The organism is Streptomyces sp. NPDC107528, from assembly GCF_055639295.1.
Genome location: NZ_JBVKAV010000002.1, coordinates 813281 through 832206 on the forward strand (window position 1 = coordinate 813281; position 18926 = coordinate 832206).

Consider the following 18926-nt stretch of genomic DNA (forward strand, 5'->3'; position numbering starts at 1 on the left):
CGTCACACCGTCATCGGCCGGTCGTACGGTGAGATCGGCGCGGGCAGGCGCGAACTCCCCGTCAGATAACGGTCGACGGCCGCCGCCACCGCCCGCCCTTCGGCGATCGCCCACACGATGAGCGACTGCCCCCGAGCGGCATCCCCCGCGGCGAACACGCCGGAGACGTTCGTGGCGAACCCGGCATCGCGTGTGAGCGTGCCGCGAGGCTCCAGCTCCAGCCCCAGCTGCTCGATCAGCCCGTCCCCCTGGTCGGGCCCGGAGAAGCCGAGGGCGAGCAGCACCAGGTCGGCGGGCAGCGTCCGCCCGGTCTCCGGCAGCGGGCGGCGCTGTGCGTCCACCTCGGTCAGGTGCAGCGACCGTACGTGCCCGTCGGCGTCGCCCGTGAAGCGGAGCGTGGACGCCGCGAACAGCCGCACGTCCGCGTCCGCCGCCGGTGCCGTCTCGAGATCGCGGGCCTCCTCGTGCGCGGGCGAGAGGCGGTAGATCTTCGGATACGTCGGCCACGGCTCGGCGTCCTCGTCCCGTTCGGCGCCGGGCTGGGCGTAGATGTCCAGCTGGGTGACGGACGCGGCACCGTCCCGCACGGCGGTGCCCAGACAGTCCGCCCCCGTGTCCCCGCCGCCGACGATGACGACATGCTTCCCGGCGGCGGACAGGGGGGACGACTCCAGATCCCCCTCGCACACCCGGTTGGCCAGCGGCAGATACTCCATCGCCTGCTGGATACCGCTCAACTCGCGCCCTGGAACGGGCAGTTCACGCCACGCCGTGGCTCCGGTGGCGATGACGACCGCGTCGTAACGCGACCGCAGCTCGGCCGCGCCGATGTCCCGCCCGACCGCCGTCGACGTACGGAACTTGGTCCCCTCGGCCCGCATCTGCTCGATCCGCCGCTCCAGATGGTGCTTCTCCATCTTGAAACTGGGGATGCCGTACCGCATCAACCCGCCGATCCGGTCGTCCTTCTCGTACACAGCGACCGTGTGCCCCGCCCGCGTCAGCTGCTGCGCCGCGGCGAGCCCCGTGGGCCCGGACCCGATCACCGCGACCGTCCGCCCGGACAACCGGTCCGGCGGGCGCGGCGGCGCGAATCCGTCCTCCCACGCCCGATCGGCGATGGCGCACTCGACGTTCTTGATGGTGACGGCCGGCTGATTGATCGCCAGCACACATCCCGCCTCACACGGCGCCGGACACAACCGCCCCGTGAACTCCGGGAAGTTGTTCGTCGCGTGCAGCCGGTCGGCGGCCGCCCGCCAGTCCTCGCGCGACACCAGGTCGTTCCAGTCGGGGATCAGATTGCCCAGCGGACAGGAGTCGTGGCAGAAGGGGATGCCGCAGTCCATGCAACGGTCCGCCTGCTTGCTGATGATGGGCAGCAGCGCCCCGGGGACGTAGACCTCGTCCCAGTCCTGGACCCGCTCCTCCACGGGCCGGCGCGGCCAGTCCTGGCGGGGGGTGGTCATGAAACCCTTGGGATCGGCCATGGCCGTTTTCCTCGTGTGCGCGTGCGACGTCCTGGAGCCGTGCGTCATCGGGCGGCACTCTTCCCGCAACGATACGTCCCACCTGCCACGTGCGCAGAGTGGCCGACAGCGCTTTCTCCCCGTTTGCCTCCCCGGTTCCTCCCGCGGGTGCACCGCGGGCTGCCCCGCGGATTCCCGGGCCGGCGCGGACGGTCAGCTGATGGCTAGAACGAACGACACCGTCGCGGCGGCCGAGGCAATCGTCCGGACGTGGTTCCACGCCGTCCACTCGCGCACATACGTCGGCCAGTACGCGGCCGCCTCCGCGGTGCCCGCGTCGAGCTTGACCAGCGCTTCGTTGCGGGGCACGTTCGCCACCATCGTCACGCCGAACGTGCCGAACAGATACAGCCCGCTGCCCAGCAACAGTTCCACCGTGCCCTCGTCCGGCCAGAGCACGAACGTCACCACCGCAATCACCGCGCACAGCACCGCCGACCCGATGAACACCAGCATGAACGCCGGCATCAGTGCGGTCACATTGATCGCCTTCATCGCGGCGACGCCCTGCGCGGGCGGCAGCGCGGCGAGCCCGCGCATCACGAAGGTCGAGAAGGCGCAGAACACCCCGGCCACCAGGCCGGTCCCGACCACACCGATGACCACGAGTACGAAGTACGGCCCATCGATCATGTCAACGTCAACTCCCGCATCCCGCCGAGATCCTTCCCGGCCCATCCGTCACATCAAGTGAAATCCTGTACGAGAACCGTGAACATGGCCGAGCGGCGCGAGCCCATACGTGAGCGTCCACGGGCGTGGGCCCGGACAGGCCACGGGCGCGGCTCGGACCAGCCGCGGCCGCACCTCCGATCGGCCGTGGGCGCTCCTCGGACGAGGCAGAGCAATGTCAGCCGACCTCCGACACCCCCACCCGCCAGGCCCGCAACGTCGTCTCCACCGCCGCCGCGATCCGCCGCCGCGCCTCGTGCCGCGGCACCCCGCCCATCAGCAGACGGTCGTACGGCGTGTCCAGGTGCCGCACGGACGCCGCGACCGCCCAGGTCACGGCCCCCGCGGTCAACGCCCGCCCCGCCGCACTCCGCCCCACCCGTCCACTGCCGCGCGCCGACGCATGCGCGGCTATGTCCCGCGCCCGGCCCGCCGGACACCCGGGGAACAGCCGCCGTATCTCCGCCGCGAACGCCTCAGCGAACCGCACGTCCTCCCGAGCGCGCCGCCGGGCGTCCCGCGCCCGGCGGCGCCGCCGGGCCTCCGCGTCCGCCAGGCACCGCTGCTCCGCCCGGGCGAGCCCCGCCTCCTCCACCAGGACGCCCTGCCGCTCGTAACGGCTCTTGCGCCGGTTGAACCGGACGACCACCGCCGACAGCGCACTCTCCTCCCGCGACCGGCGCGTCAACGCCGTGTCACCACGCGGCAGGAACACCAGATGCCCGAGGTCGGCACAGTCGAGACACCGAGGCACACCGTCCTCCAGCACGAGCATCTGCAACGGTCCCGCATGACACTCCGCACAGCGCCGCCGCTTCAGGGGCTGGATGACAACAAGGCCGTTACCGGACGCGGGAGTTGCGAGAGGTGCCATACGGGGTTCATTCCCCGCGGAACCGGTCCGGGGAACTATGCCTGGAACTGTCCGGCAGGCCCTCGCACGCCCCCTGATCAGGTCCGCCGTCATCCGCGCCGCGGTCGCATTCCGTGCGCCTCTCGCCCGCGCGGCGAGACCCTCGGCCCCTGATGGGCGGCGCCCGCGACCACCGCCTCCTGTCGCATCATGGGCCCTGTGCGACTCGAAGCGATCACCTGGGAACGGCTCGGCGACCTGCTGGCCGAGCGGCTGCTCGACCTGAAGCCGGCCGACGGCGGCTCCTGGCCGCGCATCGCCTTCGACGGGGCCCCGGCAGCCCGCCCGGGAGACCTCGCCGAGCGAGTCGGAGAGGCGCTGCGGATACGCGGCCGGCCCTCGCTCGCCATTGGTACGCAGGGCTTCCTGCGCCCGGCCTCGGTCCGCCTGGAGTACGGCCACCAGGACGTGGAGGCCTATTACGACGGCTGGTCCGACACCGGTGCCCTGTGGCGCGAGGTCTTCGGCCCGCTCGAACCCGGCGGCGACGGCCGCGTCCTGCCCGACCTCTGGGACCCGGCCACCGACCGGGCCACCCGCAGTCCTTACGTCCAACTCCCGCCCGGCGGCTTCCTGTTGCTGCACGGTCCCCTCCTGCTGCGCCACTGGTTCCCCTTCGACCTGACCGTCCACGTCCTCCTCTCACCCGGCGCTCTGCGCCGCCGCACCCCCGAGGCCGAGTACTGGACCCTCCCCGCCTTCGAGCGCTACGACCAAGAGACCGACCCGGCCGGCACAGCCGATGTCCTGGTCCGCGCCGACGACCCACGGCATCCGGCGTGGAGCGGGTGAGGGGGTGACGGAGTGGGTGGAGCGGGGGGCGCGAGTGGCGCCGGTGAATAGGCGGGCCCCACTTTCCCGAAACCCCTTTTGCATGCACGTGCATTTAATTACTCTGAAGCCATGACGTCCTCCACGGGTGATCCGATCTCCTTCGACGACTCCGTCCGCTCCCTGCTCGACGGCAGGAACTTCGCCGGCGTGGCCACCATCGGCCCCGACGGCGCCCCGCAGAACTCGGTGGTCTGGATCAAGCGCGAGGGCGACACCGTGCTCTTCTCCTCCGTCGACGCCCGGCAGAAGGTGCGCAACCTCCGCCGCGACCCCCGCATCAGCGTCTCGGTGTACGACCTCGCCAACCCCTACAGCTCCGTCGAGATCCGCGGCACCGCCGAGATCGTCCCGGACGAGGCCAAGCGGTTGCCGTATGAGCTCTCGCACAAGTACCTCGGTATCGACCCGCCCGCCGAGAAGGACGACGAGGTCCGAGTGATCATCCGTGTCGTCCCACGGAAGATCGTGCGCTTCTCGGCCTGACCGGTGGCCGTAACCGCTCGGTTCCGGGTGCGTCGGGCAGGCGTCACGGCGAGAATGAAGGGCGCCGGGACTAGCGGTGCGTCCCGCGCCGCGCCGGCCGTCCGGCATCGGGAGGTACTTCATGACCACTGCCGGAGACATCATGCACCGTGGCGCCCAGTGGATCCCGGCTCACGAGACCCTGGACCGCGCCGCCCAGCTGATGCGCGAGCTGGGCGTCGGTGCCCTTCCCATCAGTGACGAGAACGAACGGCTCTGCGGCATCCTCACCGACCGCGACATCGTCATCGGCTGCGTGGCCATGGGCCGCGACCCGAGCAAGGTCACGGCCGGCGACATGGCCCAGGGCACCCCGCGCTGGATCGAGTCGGACGCCGACATCAGCGACGTGCTCCGGGAGATGCAGGACCATCAGATCCGTCGGCTCCCCGTCATCGAGGACAAGCGCCTGGTCGGCATGATCAGCGAGGCCGATCTGGTCCTGAACCTGCGGCAGGGCGACGTCGCCCACTGGGCCGAGAGCGTCTACGCCAGGACCGGCACGCCGACAACGCGCTGAGCCGGCGAACGCCCGACCGCACTCCGTTTGCCGTCCTCGTCCTGCCCACCCCGGCGGGCGGGGACGCACCGGAGCCGGCCGGCCGACCGCGTCAAAGCATCAGAGTGCCACAGGGGTCAGAGGGTCAGAGGGTCAGAGGGTCAGAGCCAACCGTTGCGCCGGAATCCGCGGTACAGCACCAGACACGCCACGGATATCACGCCCAGGACCAGCGGATAGCCGAACGTCCAGCGCAGCTCGGGCATGTGCTCGAAGTTCATTCCGTACACCCCGCACACCATCGTCGGCACGGCGATGATCGCGGCCCAGGCCGTGATCTTCCGCATGTCCTCGTTCTGCGAGACCGTGACCTGTGCAAGGTGCGCCTGCAGGATCGAGTTCAGCAGTTCGTCGAAGGCGGCTATCTGTTCCTTGGCCCGCAGCAAATGGTCGGAGACGTCACGGAAGTAGGCCTGTATCTCCGGTTCGACCGCCCGGATGGACAGCGAGGCCAGGTCCTCGAGTGGGCGGCTCAGTGGAACCACGGCCCGCTTCAGCTCCAGCAGTTCCCGCTTGAGCTGGTAGATCCGGCCCGGGTCGGCCCGCGCGCCGTTCGCCGCGAACACCTCCGTCTCGACCTCGTCGATGTCCTCCTGCACCGAGTCGATGACGCTCAGATAGTCGTCGACGACGTGGTCCGCGATCGCGTGCAGCACCGCCGCCGGCCCCTTGGAGAGCTGATCGGGGCTCGACTCCAGCTCCTCGCGCAATGGGCCCAGCGAGCCGTGCCGCCCGTGCCGCACCGTGATCACGAAGTCCTGGCCGACGAACACCATGATCTCGCCGGTGTTGACCACCTCGCTCGTCGCCGTGAGCTCCTCGTGCTCGACGTAGCAGACCGTCTTGAACACCGCGAACAGCGTCTCGTCGTAGCGCTCCAGCTTCGGCCGCTGATGTGCCTCGACCGCGTCCTCGACCGCCAGCGGGTGCAGGGCGAACAAGTCGGCGATGCCCGCGAACTCCTGGTCCGTCGGCTCATGGAGACCGAGCCAGACGAAACCACCGCCGCGCTTGCGCACCTTCTGCACGACGTCCACCAGATCGCCGCTCTCCGGGACCCGCACACCGTCCCGGTACGTCACGCAGTTCACCACCGAGGAGCCCAGCGGGGACCGGGCGGGGTGGCTGAGGTCGACGCGGGGGCGTCGTCGAGCCAGCCGTGCCACCTTGCGGAGGCCGCCGGCCCTGCCGAGGCCGGTGACCTTCCGCAGATTCCCTGCCATGGACATCTGGATCTCCTTGCGTGGATCTCCCCTTGACGCGCGCTCACCTCCGGGCCTTCCAGCCCCTTCGGTTCGCTCGCGCTGCGCTGCATCTTTGCGCCCTGGCCCGCCAGTTTGCCAGGTGGGTGTGAGAGGCGGGTAAGCCTGTGGGAACAGGCCATTCCGCTTTGTTCCCGGCTGTGGACAAAGGGGGAGTACCCACACGGGGGCGGCCGAGGCACCCGCCGTCCGCCGGCGACGGCCGTACGGTGGCCGTACCAAATTCGGGGCCGTCCTGCCGAGCGTCGCCCCCTCCGGACAAGCCGGGCAACTGGGATGATCGCGTCATGACGCGAACCGACGGGTATCTCCTCGACAACCGGCAGGCGGAGGCGGCCGAGCGCTTCGACGCGTTCGCCACACTCTTCGACCCCACGACGTTCCGGCATTTCGAACGGTTCGGCATCGGACCCGGCTGGCGCTGCTGGGAGGTGGGCGCCGGCGGCACGTCGGTGGCGTCCTGGCTGGCCAAGAAGGTCGGCCCGACCGGACGGGTCGTCGCGACCGACATCGACACCTCACTGCTCGCCCAGGCCGCCCGCCCTCCGGTCGAGGTCCGCATCCACGACGTGGGCACGGACGAGCCGCCGGGGGAGGGGTTCGACCTGGTGCACGCCCGGCTCGTACTCGTGCATGTGCCGGACCGCGAACGGGCGTTGCGGACGATGATCGAGGCCCTGCGCCCCGGTGGCCGGCTCCTGATCGAGGACGCCGACCCCGCACTGCAGCCCCTGCTCTGCCCCGACGAGTACGGCCCCGACCAGCAGCTCGCGAACCGCCTCCGGCAGGGCTTCCGCAAACTGCTCGCCGACCGCGACGCCGACCTGTCCTACGGCCGCCGGCTCCCGCGTCTGCTCCGTGAGGCAGGCCTGCGCAGGGTGGAGGCCGACGCGTACTTCCCGATCACGTCGCCCGCCTGCGCCGCCCTGGAGTCCGCCACCGTCCGTCAGATCCGCGACCAGCTCGTCGCCGAGGGCATCGCCACCGACGAGGAGATCGACCGCCACCTCGCCAACGTCGCCGCCGGGGGCATGGACCTGGCCACCGCCCCGATGATCTCGGCGTGGGGGCGCAGGGCGCCGGAGGAGAGCGGAGTCCACATCGCGTCCGTCACCGAGGAGCCGATGTCGCCTGACACTGGTGAGCTGATGTCGCGGGACACCGGGGAGCCGACATCGTCCGACACCGGGGAGCCGGCGTCACCTCGGTCGCCGGGGAGCTGACGTCGCCTCGGTCGCCGGAGATGGCATCGCCGCGGTCGCCGGGGAGCTGACGTCGCCTCAGTCGCCGGAGAGACGGCATCGCCGCGGTAACTGGAGAGCCGGCATCGATTCAGCCGACGTCGGCTGCCGTCACTCCGGCGCGGGCGGCCTTCCGCCGACCCGCTCCACTGCCAGCGCACCTGCCCGGCACCCCTCCCGCGCCGCTTCCTCGGGCCGGGCGCCCGCAAGCAGGGCCGCGAGAAAGGCACCGGTGAAGGCGTCGCCGGCGCCGGTGGTGTCCCTCGGGGCCGTCGGCCTGGCGGGGACGTGGGCACTTACGGTGCCCGCCCTGGCCACCATGGCCCCGTCCGCGCCCTGCTTGGCGACCACCAGCGGCACATGGCGGCTCAACTTGGCCGCCGCGTCCACCGCATCGGGCAGCCCTGTGAGCAGACACGCCTCGTCACGGCTCGGCAGCAGGACGTCCAGGCCCTCCACCAAGGCCAGGAAACGGTCGACGCCCAGCTCCACGAGGAAGCCGGCCGACGCCGGGTCCATGCTCACCGGCACTCCACGCGTGCGTGCGGACGCCAATGCCGCCGCCACCAGCGCGCGGCTCGGCTCGGAGAACAGCAGGTAACCCGATAGGTGCAGCCATGCGACGCCGTCGAGGAGGGCATCCGACCAGTCGCCGGGGTCGAGCCGCAGGGACGCCCCGCTGTCGGTGAGAAACGTCCGCTCGGCAGCGGCGCCCGTGTCGACCAGGCAGATCACCGTCCCGGTCGGCGCCTGCGGATCCACCACGAGACAGGGCCGTACTCCACTCGCGGTCAGCGCCCGCTCGTGCCACTCGGCCGCGTCCCCTCCCACACGCCCCAGCAGCCGCACTTCCTCGGCGCCCCAATACGCCGCCCAGCAGGCCACATTGGCGCCGGCGCCGCCCGGCACCGTCCGGACGGCCGCCACGGTGTCCGTACCCGAGGCGAGCGGTCCCCGGTGCCGGGCGATGACGTCCGTGACCACGTCGCCGACGACGAGCAGGGCGCCGTCGCGCCGGTCGGCCGGGGCGGGCCCCCTCTCCGGCTCGCTCACGCCCCGGCCCAGGCGGCCGCGATGCGCCCCGCCAGCCGTACGTTGCCGCGCACCGCCGCGAGGTTGGCGCTCAGCGAGGCACCGTCCGTGTGCCGTACCAAGTAGTCCAGCAGGAACGGCGTGACCGCCTGCCCCGTGATGCCCTTCTTTTCGCATGCGTGCAGCGCGTCGGCGAGCACACGCGCGTGCAGCTCGGGATCCAGCTGCTCCTCCTCGGGCACTGGATTGGCGACGATCAGCGCCGACTCCGGCCCGTCGAGCGCGTCCTGAGCGCGCATCACCTCGGCCACCTCCTGCGGCGACCCGAGCGTCCAGTCCACCGCATGCCCCGAGTCGGACAGGTAGAAGCCGGGGAAGCGCTCCGTGCGGTAGCCGGCGACGGCGACTCCGAGCGTCTCCAGCCGCTGCAGGGTCGCCGGGACATCGAGGATCGACTTCACGCCGGCGCACACCACCGTGATCCGGGCCCGCGCCAGCAGCCCCAGGTCGGCCGACTCGTCCTGCGTCACCGTCCACTCCCGGTGCACACCGCCGAGCCCGCCCGTCGCGAACACCCGTACCCCTGCGAGGGCCGCAAGCAGAGCCGTCGCCGACACCGTGGTGGCCCCGCTCGCCCCTGAGGCCACCGCGAGCGGCAGATCCCGGTGCCCCAGCTTGCGGATCCCGTCCTCGTTGGCGATCCGCTCCAGCTGCTCCTTGTCCAGGCCGACGTGGGGCCGCCCGTCCAGCACGGCGATCGTCGCAGGTACGGCACCCTCCTGCCGTACGACGTCCTCCAGCTCCAGCGCCACCTGCAGATTGCGTGGGCGTGGCAGCCCGTGCGCGATGATCGTGGACTCCAGGGCCACCACAGGTCGACGCGCGTCGACCGCGTCCCGTACCTCTTCCGACACCACCAGCACCACGCGCCTGCCTCCTGTCCGTCGGTCTTCCCTCATCTCTGGCGGGCGGCGCACCGGGTCAAACCCTTGCGGCATGTGTGAGACGCCACCAGCCTGGAATGCATGACCGACAACACAACACGCCTCGACCACGTGGTCCTCTGGGTGAGCGACCCGGCCGCGTCGGCCGCGTTCTACGAGAAGACGCTCGGCATGCTGCCCGTCAGGCTCACGGACTTCATCGCGGGCGAGGCGCCGTTTCCCTCGGTGCGCGTCAACGAAGAGACCATCCTCGACCTCATGCCGATGACCATGGCGGAACGCATGAAGATGCTCCCCGACGCCGCTCGGAGCGCGGGACACCCGGTCAATCACGTCTGCCTGTCCCTGCCGGAGGCCGACTTCCACGGGCTGCGCAGCCACCTGGAGGAGCAGGACGTACCCGTCTCGGAGTACTCGTACGACTCCTTCGGCGCCCGCGGCAAGGCCAGGCGCAGCTTCTACTTCCGTGACCCCGACGGCAACATCTTCGAGGCCCGGCACTACGACTAGTGAACCGGCGGGGCACCGAGCGTGTGGGCCACGCGCGCGTGGCACCGAGTACGGGGGTCACGCGCGCGCGTGACCCCCGTACTCGGGGGCGTCCGAGCGGGGGACGTCAGGCCGGCTGCAGGCCGTCCAGCGCCCCATGCGGATTCAGCACGTACTTGCGGCTGGCGCCCTGGTCGAACTCGGCGTAGCCCTGTGGTGCGTCATCGATCCCGATCACGGTCGCGTTGACCGCCTTGGCGATCTGCACTCGGTCGTGCAGGATCGCCATCATCAGGCCCCGGTGGTACTGCATGACCGGGCACTGTCCGGTCGTGAAGCGGTGGCTCTTGGCCCAGCCGAGGCCCAGCCGCACCTTCAGCGTCCCGGACTTGGCGTCCTGGTCGATCCCTCCGGGGTCCTCCGTGACGTACAGGCCGGGGATGCCGAGGGCACCGCCCGCGCGCGTGACGCCCATCAGCGAGTTGAGGACCGTGGCCGGCGCCTCCTGGGCGTTCGGGCCGTGGGCCCGCGCTTCGAAGCCGACCGCGTCGACCGCGGCGTCCACCTCGGGTTCCTCGAGGATCTGCGCGATCTGCTCCTCCACACTGCCCTGCGAGACGTCGACGGTCTCGCAGCCGAAGCTGCGTGCCTGGGCGAGGCGTTCGGCGTTCAGGTCGCCGACGATGACGACGGCGGCGCCCAGCAGATGCGCCGAAGCGGCCGCCGCGAGCCCGACCGGTCCCGCCCCGGCGACGTACACCGTCGAGCCGACGCCCGCACCCGAGCTGACCACGCCGTGGAAGCCGGTCGGGAAGATGTCCGACAGCATCGTCAGATCGAGCAGCTTCGCGCGCGCCTGGTCCGGGTCGGGGAACTTCAGCAGGTTGAAGTCCGCGTAGGGGATCATGGCGAACTCGGCCTGCCCGCCGACCCAGCCGCCCATGTCGACATAGCCGTACGCGGCCCCGGGACGGGCCGGGTTCACGTTCAGGCAGATGCCTGTCTTGCGCTCCTTGCAGTTACGACACCGCCCGCAGGCGATGTTGAACGGTACGGAGACGATGTCGCCGACGTCGATGGTCTCGACGTCCGGACCCCGTTCGACGACCTCGCCGGTGATCTCGTGTCCGAGGACCAGCCCTTCGGGCGCGGTCGTCCGCCCGCGCACCATGTGCTGGTCACTTCCGCAGATGTTGGTCGCGAGGACCTTGAGGATCACCCCGTGCCGGCACTTGCGGCCGACGTTGTCTGGGGCGACTCCCGGTCCGTCCTGGAGCTCGAGCGTGGGGTAGTCGATGGTCCTGACCTCCACCGTGCCCGGCTTGAGATACGCCACTGCCCTGTTTCCGCTCATGCCTGATCGCCGTCCCTTCGGCCCGGTTCTATCCGGATGCCAGTCGGATGCCAGCGGCTGTGCGTATGGCCGAGTCTGCTACTGCGAACGGGCTCCGGCCAGCCCTCGCGGCTACCCGGAGCGTCCGGTCTGATTGGGCGCGGCGCGAGCCGGGTGGGGCGGGCTTGCGTTCCGGGCGGACGGGGGGGCGGAGGGGCGACGCTGCTCCGGGACGAGCAGGGGTTGCGGACCTGGCGGCTGGACCAGCAGAGCTTGCGGGCTTGGGGACTGGAGGGGGGCTGGAGGACTGGGCTGGGCGGCGCGGGTGGGCCCGCCCCTGTGGTCCCTCGGGTTCGGGCCGACCAGCGTGTGACGCTCGGCATCGTGGGGCGGCTTGGAGGGGCGGCGGCTTGGACGTGCAGAGCTTGCGGGCTGGGGGACTGGGCTGGGGGGACTGGGCTGGGCGGAGCAGGTGCGCTGCTCCTACGTTCCCTGCGGTCCGGGCCAGCCGGCGTGTGTCCCTCGGCGGGCCGGGCTGCCTGGGCCGGCGTCAGCCGCTCGCCGGAGCCTTCTCCGTCCGCCTGCCCCGGGTGAACAGAGCCAGCCCCGCCAACGGCAACAGCAGGCACGCGGCGGCGAAGTTCAGCCAGGCGTAGCTCGCCTGCGCGACCACCAGCCCGGCGGCAGCCCCGCCGATGCCCGCGGAGGCGTTCATGGCGAGGTCCGACAGCCCCTGCGCGGCGGCCCGGGCGGGCTGCGGCACGGAGTCCGTGAGCAGCGCGGAACCTGAGACGAGCGCCGCCGACCAGCCGAGCCCCAGTACGAAGAGTCCGAAGGCCGTCTGCCCATGACTGCCGCCCGCCGTACCGGCGACGAACACCGCACACGCCAGCAGCCCCACGGCGAGGCCGATTCCGGACAGCCGCCCCAGCCGGTCCGACAGCCGCCCCATGAGCGGCGCGAACGCGTACATGCCGGCGATGTGCGCGCTGATGACCAGCCCGATCAGATCAATGCCCGCGCCATGGTGCGCGAGGTCGACCGGGGTCATCGACATCACCGAGACCATCGCCGTATGCGCGACGGCCACGGTCACCACCGCGAGCCGCGCCCGGGGCGAGGCGGCCACCGCTGCCACTCCGGCGCGCAGCGAACGGGCCGCGGGCGACTGCTCCTCGGCCGGCGCGAGCGCGCGCGCCGTCAGCAGCGGGTCCGGCCGCAGCAGTACGGCCACCACGACCGCGGATATCAGGAAGATCCCCGCCGCCCACAGGAACGGACCCGCCGCGGCGGGTATCCCGAGTCCCGTGACGCTACGACCGGCGGGCGCGGCGATGTTCGGGCCGAGGACGGCGCCGATCGTGGTCGCCCACACGACCAGAGAGATGGCCCGGGCCCGGTGCTCCGGCTCGGCCAGATCCGCGGCGGCGAACCGCGCCTGCAGGTTCGCCGACGAGGCCGCGCCGAACGCCGCCATCCCGCACAGCAGCAGCGGAAAGCTCCCCATGCTTGCCGCGAGCACCGTGACACCCGCGCCCACGGCCCCGATGAGATAGGCCACAACGAGCCCGGGCCTTCGCCCACGCGCGGTCATCAGCGCGGCGAGCGGCATCGACAGCACCGCCGTACCGGCGACGGTCGCGGTGGGCGCGAGCCCGGACAGCGACTCGGTGCCGCTGACCTCCTTGGCCAGGACCGCAGCGAGCGCGATGCCGGTGGCGACGCCCAGGCCGCCCAGGATCTGCGTGGTGATCAGCACGCCCGAGATACGGCGCCGCAGGGCAGGCAACCGGTCGGGCGGTACGGGAACGACGACCCGCCGCTCCACGGCGGTCACGACGCGCACCCGGCTGAACGGCTCCTCCGGCGGGTCAGCAGGGGCCAACACAACGAATCGGCTGCGTACAGCAGGGTGAAAGGTGTCGTCACAGGCGCAGTCTCCCCCTCATCTCCCGCCCGCCCAACCCCGCGAGAGACCGAGAGCCCTCACAGTGTGAAGAATGTGAAGCCATCGAAAGGTCATCAGGAGATCAGAAGAGCGGCTCCGGCAGGACCCCCTCCAGCGCGAGCAGCTTCCGCTTGGTCTCCAGACCGCCCCCGAACCCTCCGATGCCGCCGTCGCTCTCCACGACCCGATGGCAGGGCACGACGACCGGCAACGGATTGGCGCCCATCGCCATTCCCACCGCCTGGGCCGCGCCCGGCTGCCCGACCCGCCCGGCCAGATCGCCGTAACCGACGACGGAGCCGTACGGGACACCGGAAGCCAGCTCGTGCAGCACCTGCCGGTTGAAGCCGGAGATCAGCGACCAGTCGAGCGGCAGCTCGAAGTCGCGCCGGACACCCGAGAAGTACTCCTCCACCTGCCGTATCGCCTCGGCCAGCAGCGGGGAGCCGGGCGCCTCGACCGGCTCGGTGCCCAGTCGGGACGCCAGTCGGTCGAGCGTCTTCTCGCGCACCTTCTCCGTGGCGTGGAACACGACGCTGACCAAGCCGTCGCGGGTCGCGGCCAGCATCAGCGGACCGATGTCGGAACCAACGACGGCCCACACGACCTGCGGCTCGTACTGCCCATGGCTGTCCATGCGCCAACCGTACGACCCGCCACTGACAACGCCCTCACTCCTCGGGCAGGGCGTCCCGCACCACGTCGGGGCTGTTGGTGATGATCCCGTCGACGCCGTACCCGGCGACCAGCCGGGCGGTGTCCGCGTCGTTCACGGTCCAGGTGAACACCTCCAGCGGCCTGCCGTGCGGCCCTTCGAACGCTTGGACGGAGTTGACGTAACCCGTGGAGATGGAGGTGTAGGAGGGGTTGATCTGGTCGGCGAAGGTCGCGTACCAGGACAGGTCCGCGACGGGCGGCGTTCCCAGGAAGCCGGTCTTCACAGCCGGCTTCAGGTCATGGACGGTCCGCACACTGTCGGCGCTGAAGCTCTGAACGATCAGCCGGCTCAGGTGGGGCGTGTCGAGCCAGCCATCGTTGTCCAGGGCCTTGAGCGTCTGCTGCTCGATGCCCGGGTACAGGTCGGGGTTCTTGATCTCCAGGAGCAGCTTCTGGTGGTGCAGTTCCACCCGGTCCATGAACTGCGCCAACGTCGGCACGCGCGCGCCCGCGTATGCGTGGTCGAACCAGCTGCCCGCGTCCAGCCGGGCGATCTCGGCGGCGGTGAAGTCCTTCACCTTCCATGGCGCCCGGTTGGGGAAGACCTGCTCCACATCGGTCGTGCGCTTGAGGTTGTCGTCGTGGAGGACGACCAGTTCCCCGTCCTTGGTGCGCTGCACGTCGTTCTCGACCCAGCTGATGCCCAGTTCGGCAGCCTTGTCGACGCCGGCCAGCGTGTTCTCGGGTGCATAGCTCGAGGCCCCTCGGTGTGCGATCACCGTGGGCCGCTCGGCGCCGGCCCGGGCGTGGGGCGCGGGAAGCAGAAGCGCCGCGGTTCCCAGGACTGCGGTCGTCGTGGCGGCTACAACGCGCGCGTGCATGCGTACTCCTCGCGTCGAACGATCACGGACAGCACAACTGTGGCAGCAGAGGGTCAACGCTGGAGGAGTACAGAATGGCCACAGATTGAATGGAGTGGTCCGGGTCCGCTCACTCGTGCCGCACAACTGGGGCAAGCCCGTGTTTCTTTGCCGGAAAATCGTTCGACCATTCCGGTGGGAGTTACTCTCTGCCTCAACCCTGAACCGCTCGGGCGGTCCTGGGAGGGGGCGCGTTTTCACAGCATTCCGGGACGTACGAGGGCGGGAAGGGCAGCTGCGTATGCAGGGCACGATCGACGGATTCAGCTACGGACTCGTCACCCCGCTGGTGGCCTACCTCATGGCCTGCCTCGGCGGTGCGCTCGGCCTGCGCTGCACCACCAGATCGATGCTCGTCTCGCTGTCCTGGCGCCCGGGCTGGCTCGCCCTGGGCTCGGCGGCCATCGGCTCCGGCATATGGACCATGCACTTCGTCGCGATGATGGGGTTCACGGTCAAGGAGACACCGATCCACTACGACAAGCCGATGACGTTCGCGAGCCTCGCCGTCGCCATCGTCATGGTCGGCGTAGGGATCTTCATCGTCGGCTACAAAGGCGCCCGCGGAACAGCTCTGTTCACCGGCGGCACCATCACCGGCCTCGGCATCGCCTCGATGCACTACCTGGGCATGGCCGGCCTGCGGCTCAACGGCAAGCTGGAATACAACACGCTCACCGTCGGCATCTCCGTCGCCATAGCGATGGTCGCGGCCACTGCCGCGCTGTGGGCCGCCGGACAGGTCCGAGGGCTCATGTGGAGCGTCGGCGCCAGCCTCGTCATGGGCCTCGCCGTCAGCGGTATGCACTACACCGGCATGGCCGCCCTCAGCGTCCATCTGCACAGCACGGCCGCGCCCGCGACCGGCGACTCACCCGCCGGCCTGCTCGCGCCGATGCTGGTCGGCCCGCTCGCCTTCCTGCTCCTGGCCGGTGCCGTGGTGCTGTTCGACCCGCACATGATCATGGGGAAACCCGCAGTGGTCCCCGCGGAGCCCAAGCCGGGCGTCCCGGCCCACACGACGGTCCCGCACCAGGCCCGCCGCCCGCAGCTGCGCACCCGCCGCAACCAGGACCACCGAGGCTCCCGGACCCCGCAGAACCACTGATCGGACCGCGTTGTCAGTGGGGGGTCGTACGGTTGACTTCATGCGGCCCGTTTCCAGCATCGAACGCACGGTGGCGCCCTTCGAGGTCGTCAGCCCCTACCAGCCCAGCGGCGACCAGCCGCAGGCCATCGCCGATCTCGCCCGGCGTGTCGAAGCCGGCGAGAAGGACGTCGTCCTGCTCGGCGCGACCGGCACCGGCAAGTCCGCCACCACCGCGTGGATGATCGAGAAGCTCCAGCGCCCCACCCTGGTGATGGCGCCGAACAAGACCCTGGCCGCCCAGCTGGCGAACGAGTTCCGCGAGCTGCTGCCGAACAACGCCGTCGAGTACTTCGTCTCGTACTACGACTACTACCAGCCCGAGGCCTACGTCCCGCAGTCGGACACCTACATCGAGAAGGACTCCTCGATCAACGAGGAGGTCGAGCGCCTGCGGCACTCCGCGACCAACTCGCTGCTCACCCGCCGCGACGTCGTCGTGGTCGCCTCGGTCTCCTGCATCTACGGCCTCGGCACTCCGCAGGAGTACGTGGACCGCATGGTCCCCCTCAAGGTCGGCGACGAGGTCGACCGGGACCAGCTGCTGCGCCGTTTCGTGGACATCCAGTACACGCGCAACGACCTCGCCTTCAGCCGCGGCACCTTCCGGGTGCGCGGCGACACCATCGAGATCTTCCCGGTCTACGAGGAGCTCGCCGTCCGTATCGAGATGTTCGGCGACGAGATCGAGGCACTGTCCACGCTCCACCCGCTCACCGGCGAGATCATCAGCGACGACGAGCAGCTGTACGTCTTCCCGGCCACCCACTACGTCGCGGGCCCCGAGCGCCTGGAGCGGGCCGTCAACGACATCGAGAAGGAGCTCGGCGAGCGCCTCTCCGAGCTGGAGAACCAGGGCAAGCTCCTGGAGGCCCAGCGCCTGCGGATGCGCACGACGTACGACCTCGAGATGCTCCGTCAGATCGGCAGCTGCTCCGGTATCGAGAACTACTCGATGCACTTCGACGGCCGCTCGCCCGGCTCCCCGCCGAACACACTGCTGGACTACTTCCCGGACGACTTCCTGCTCGTCATCGACGAGTCGCACGTCACCGTGCCGCAGATCGGAGCCATGTACGAGGGCGACGCCTCCCGCAAGCGCACCCTCGTCGACCACGGCTTCCGCCTGCCCTCCGCCCTCGACAACCGCCCCCTGAAGTGGGAGGAGTTCCAGAAGCGCATCGGGCAGACGGTCTACCTGTCGGCGACCCCGGGCAACTACGAACTCTCCCGCGGGGACGGTCACGTCGAGCAGATCATCCGCCCGACCGGCCTGGTCGACCCGGAGGTCGTCGTCAAGCCCACCGAGGGGCAGATCGACGACCTGGTGCACGAGATCCGGGTGCGTGTCGGGAAGGACGAGCGCGTCCTGGTCACCACCCTCACCAAGAAGATGGCCGAGGACCTCACCGCCTACTTCCTGGAGCTCGGCATCCAGGTGCGCTATCTGCACAGCGATGTCGACACCCTGCGCCGCGTCGAGCTGCTGCGCGAACTGCGCGCCGGCGAGTTCGACGTGCTCGTCGGAATCAACCTCCTCCGCGAGGGTCTCGACCTGCCCGAGGTGTCACTCGTCGCGATCCTCGACGCCGACAAGGAGGGCTTCCTGCGCTCGGGGACGTCCCTCATCCAGACCATCGGCCGCGCGGCGCGCAATGTCTCCGGCCAGGTTCATATGTACGCCGACAAGATCACCCCGGCGATGGAGAAGGCCATCGACGAGACCAACCGCCGCCGGGAGAAGCAGGTCGCGTACAACACGGCGAAGGGCATCGACCCCCAGCCGCTGCGCAAGAAGATCAACGACATCGTCGCGCAGATCGCCCGCGAGGACGTCGACACCGAGCAGTTGCTCGGCAGCGGCTACCGCGCCAAGAAGGACGGCCGGGGTACCAAGGCCCCTGTCCCCTCCCTCAGCGACAAGGCCAAGGGCGCGAAGGCGGGCAAATCCGCCAAGGGTAAGGCGAAGGAGACGGTGCCGACCGACCGCCCCGCGGCCGATCTCGCCGAGCAGATCGAGGAGTTGACGGAGCGTATGCGCGCCGCCGCCGCGGATCTGCAGTTCGAGATCGCGGCCCGGCTGCGCGACGAAGTGTCCGAGATGAAGAAGGAGTTGCGCCAGATGAAGGAGGCGGGCCTGGCCTGAGCGGCGCCGCCCGAACGGTCGCCGGCCGAACTCCCGGTACTCGCTGTGTTGCAAGACCGACACAAAGTGGAGACCGGGGTACGTCACTGTCAGTGCCCCTGCGTAGGGTTCTCGTCATCCGCGGACTCCGCGGCCAACAGGGGACAGCTCGAGAGGGGAATCAGCACGTGACCGTCAACATGACCAAGGGTCAGGCCATCAGTCTGCAGAAGAACGACGGCGGCAGCCTGACCGCGGTGCGCATGGGTCTCGGCTGGCAGGCGGCTCCCCGGCGCGGCCTGTTCGGCTCGCGTACGCGGGAGGTCGACCTCGACGCCTCCGCCGTCCTGTTCGCGGACAAGCAGCCGGTCGACGTCGTCTTCTTCCGCCACCTGGTGAGCGACGACGGCTCGGTTCGCCACACCGGTGACAACCTCGTCGGCGGTGTCGGCCAGGGCGGCGACGACGAGGCGATCCTCGTCGACCTCGCGCGCATCCCGGTCCACATCGACCAGATCGTCTTCACCGTGAACTCCTTCACGGGCCAGACCTTCCAGGAGGTGCAGAACGCGTTCTGCCGCCTGGTCGACGAGACCAACGGCGAAGAGCTCGCCCGCTACACGCTGGCCGGCGGTGGCCAGTACACCGCGCAGATCATGGCGAAGGTGCACCGCTCGGGTCCGGGCTGGTCGATGACCGCCCTCGGCACCCCGGCCAACGGCCGTACCTTCCAGGACCTGATGCCGGCGATCCTGCCGCACCTGTAGGCCCGCCCGGCGAGCCGCACACGACACGACAA

Annotated in this window: 17 protein-coding genes and 1 pseudogene; 8 read left to right on the forward strand and 10 right to left on the reverse strand. The window is 70.3% G+C overall.

Annotated elements, in window-relative coordinates; genetic code table 11:
• Positions 1-2 precede the first annotated feature (2 nt).
• From ACZ7L5_RS08745 to ACZ7L5_RS08755, 3 genes are all read right to left on the reverse strand, one after another.
• Positions 3-1490, reverse strand: coding sequence for a glutamate synthase subunit beta (locus ACZ7L5_RS08745; RefSeq protein WP_471515483.1), 1488 nt, complete (start codon positions 1488-1490; stop codon positions 3-5).
• Positions 1491-1682: 192 nt separating this feature from the next.
• Entirely contained in the window at positions 1683-2162 is a 480-nt protein-coding gene (locus ACZ7L5_RS08750) for an anthrone oxygenase family protein (protein ID WP_471515484.1), read from the reverse strand.
• A 217-nt stretch (positions 2163-2379) separates the two neighbouring features.
• Positions 2380-3075 (reverse strand): DUF2293 domain-containing protein, encoded by a 696-nt coding sequence (locus tag ACZ7L5_RS08755; protein WP_471515486.1) that lies wholly within the window; start codon positions 3073-3075, stop codon positions 2380-2382.
• A gap of 189 nt (positions 3076-3264) precedes the next feature.
• On the opposite strand from ACZ7L5_RS08755, the gene ACZ7L5_RS08760 reads away from it, so the two are divergent.
• The 3 genes from ACZ7L5_RS08760 to ACZ7L5_RS08770 all read left to right on the forward strand — a co-directional run bounded on the left by ACZ7L5_RS08760 (position 3265) and on the right by ACZ7L5_RS08770 (position 4990).
• Positions 3265-3906 carry a nucleoside/nucleotide kinase family protein gene (locus ACZ7L5_RS08760; RefSeq protein ID WP_471515488.1) on the forward strand — a complete coding sequence of 214 codons (642 nt, stop codon included), beginning with the start codon at positions 3265-3267 and terminating at the stop codon, positions 3904-3906.
• A gap of 111 nt (positions 3907-4017) precedes the next feature.
• Complete coding sequence (locus ACZ7L5_RS08765; RefSeq protein ID WP_471515490.1) at positions 4018-4431, forward strand: PPOX class F420-dependent oxidoreductase; 414 nt, start codon at positions 4018-4020, stop codon at positions 4429-4431.
• A 121-nt stretch (positions 4432-4552) separates the two neighbouring features.
• Entirely contained in the window at positions 4553-4990 is a 438-nt protein-coding gene (locus ACZ7L5_RS08770; protein ID WP_365064990.1) for a CBS domain-containing protein, read from the forward strand.
• 140 nt (positions 4991-5130) lie between these two features.
• Here ACZ7L5_RS08770 and corA read toward each other — a convergent pair whose 3' ends face one another.
• The gene (gene corA / locus ACZ7L5_RS08775) at positions 5131-6258 is read right to left on the reverse strand and encodes a magnesium/cobalt transporter CorA (protein WP_471515493.1); all 1128 of its coding nucleotides are present in this window, start codon (positions 6256-6258) and stop codon (positions 5131-5133) included.
• 320 nt (positions 6259-6578) lie between these two features.
• On the opposite strand from corA, the pseudogene ACZ7L5_RS08780 reads away from it, so the two are divergent.
• A pseudogene (locus ACZ7L5_RS08780) lies at positions 6579-7367 on the forward strand (methyltransferase); the annotation flags it as partial.
• 276 nt (positions 7368-7643) lie between these two features.
• Here ACZ7L5_RS08780 and ACZ7L5_RS08785 read toward each other — a convergent pair.
• The gene (locus tag ACZ7L5_RS08785) at positions 7644-8585 is read right to left on the reverse strand and encodes a carbohydrate kinase family protein (RefSeq protein ID WP_471515495.1); all 942 of its coding nucleotides are present in this window, start codon (positions 8583-8585) and stop codon (positions 7644-7646) included.
• Entirely contained in the window at positions 8582-9490 is a 909-nt protein-coding gene (locus ACZ7L5_RS08790) for a pseudouridine-5'-phosphate glycosidase (RefSeq protein ID WP_471515497.1), read from the reverse strand. The genes ACZ7L5_RS08785 and ACZ7L5_RS08790 overlap by 4 nt, the downstream gene beginning before the upstream one ends.
• A 99-nt stretch (positions 9491-9589) precedes the next feature.
• On the opposite strand from ACZ7L5_RS08790, the gene ACZ7L5_RS08795 reads away from it, so the two are divergent.
• The gene (locus tag ACZ7L5_RS08795) at positions 9590-10018 is read left to right on the forward strand and encodes a VOC family protein (RefSeq protein ID WP_362378401.1); all 429 of its coding nucleotides are present in this window, start codon (positions 9590-9592) and stop codon (positions 10016-10018) included.
• 106 nt (positions 10019-10124) lie between these two features.
• Here ACZ7L5_RS08795 and fdhA read toward each other — a convergent pair whose 3' ends face one another.
• The 4 genes from fdhA to ACZ7L5_RS08815 all read right to left on the reverse strand — a co-directional run bounded on the left by fdhA (position 10125) and on the right by ACZ7L5_RS08815 (position 14816).
• Positions 10125-11351 (reverse strand): formaldehyde dehydrogenase, glutathione-independent, encoded by a 1227-nt coding sequence (gene fdhA / locus ACZ7L5_RS08800; RefSeq protein ID WP_471515499.1) that lies wholly within the window; start codon positions 11349-11351, stop codon positions 10125-10127.
• Positions 11352-11880: 529 nt separating this feature from the next.
• Positions 11881-13167 carry an MFS transporter gene (locus ACZ7L5_RS08805; protein ID WP_471515876.1) on the reverse strand — a complete coding sequence of 429 codons (1287 nt, stop codon included), beginning with the start codon at positions 13165-13167 and terminating at the stop codon, positions 11881-11883.
• 193 nt (positions 13168-13360) lie between these two features.
• Positions 13361-13915, reverse strand: a complete 555-nt coding sequence (locus tag ACZ7L5_RS08810) for a methylated-DNA--[protein]-cysteine S-methyltransferase (RefSeq protein ID WP_471515501.1) — start codon at positions 13913-13915, stop codon at positions 13361-13363.
• A gap of 34 nt (positions 13916-13949) precedes the next feature.
• On the reverse strand, positions 13950-14816 hold the full coding sequence (locus ACZ7L5_RS08815) for a glycerophosphodiester phosphodiesterase (protein ID WP_471515502.1): 867 nt from the start codon (positions 14814-14816) through the stop codon (positions 13950-13952).
• Positions 14817-15096: 280 nt separating this feature from the next.
• Between ACZ7L5_RS08815 and ACZ7L5_RS08820 the strand changes: the two genes are divergently transcribed.
• From ACZ7L5_RS08820 to ACZ7L5_RS08830, 3 genes are all read left to right on the forward strand, one after another.
• Positions 15097-15963 (forward strand): MHYT domain-containing protein, encoded by an 867-nt coding sequence (locus ACZ7L5_RS08820; RefSeq protein WP_471515504.1) that lies wholly within the window; start codon positions 15097-15099, stop codon positions 15961-15963.
• A 40-nt stretch (positions 15964-16003) separates the two neighbouring features.
• Entirely contained in the window at positions 16004-18148 is a 2145-nt protein-coding gene (gene uvrB, locus ACZ7L5_RS08825; RefSeq protein WP_471515506.1) for an excinuclease ABC subunit UvrB, read from the forward strand.
• Positions 18149-18315: 167 nt separating this feature from the next.
• Positions 18316-18894 carry a TerD family protein gene (locus tag ACZ7L5_RS08830; protein WP_328882378.1) on the forward strand — a complete coding sequence of 193 codons (579 nt, stop codon included), beginning with the start codon at positions 18316-18318 and terminating at the stop codon, positions 18892-18894.
• Positions 18895-18926: the final 32 nt, after the last annotated feature.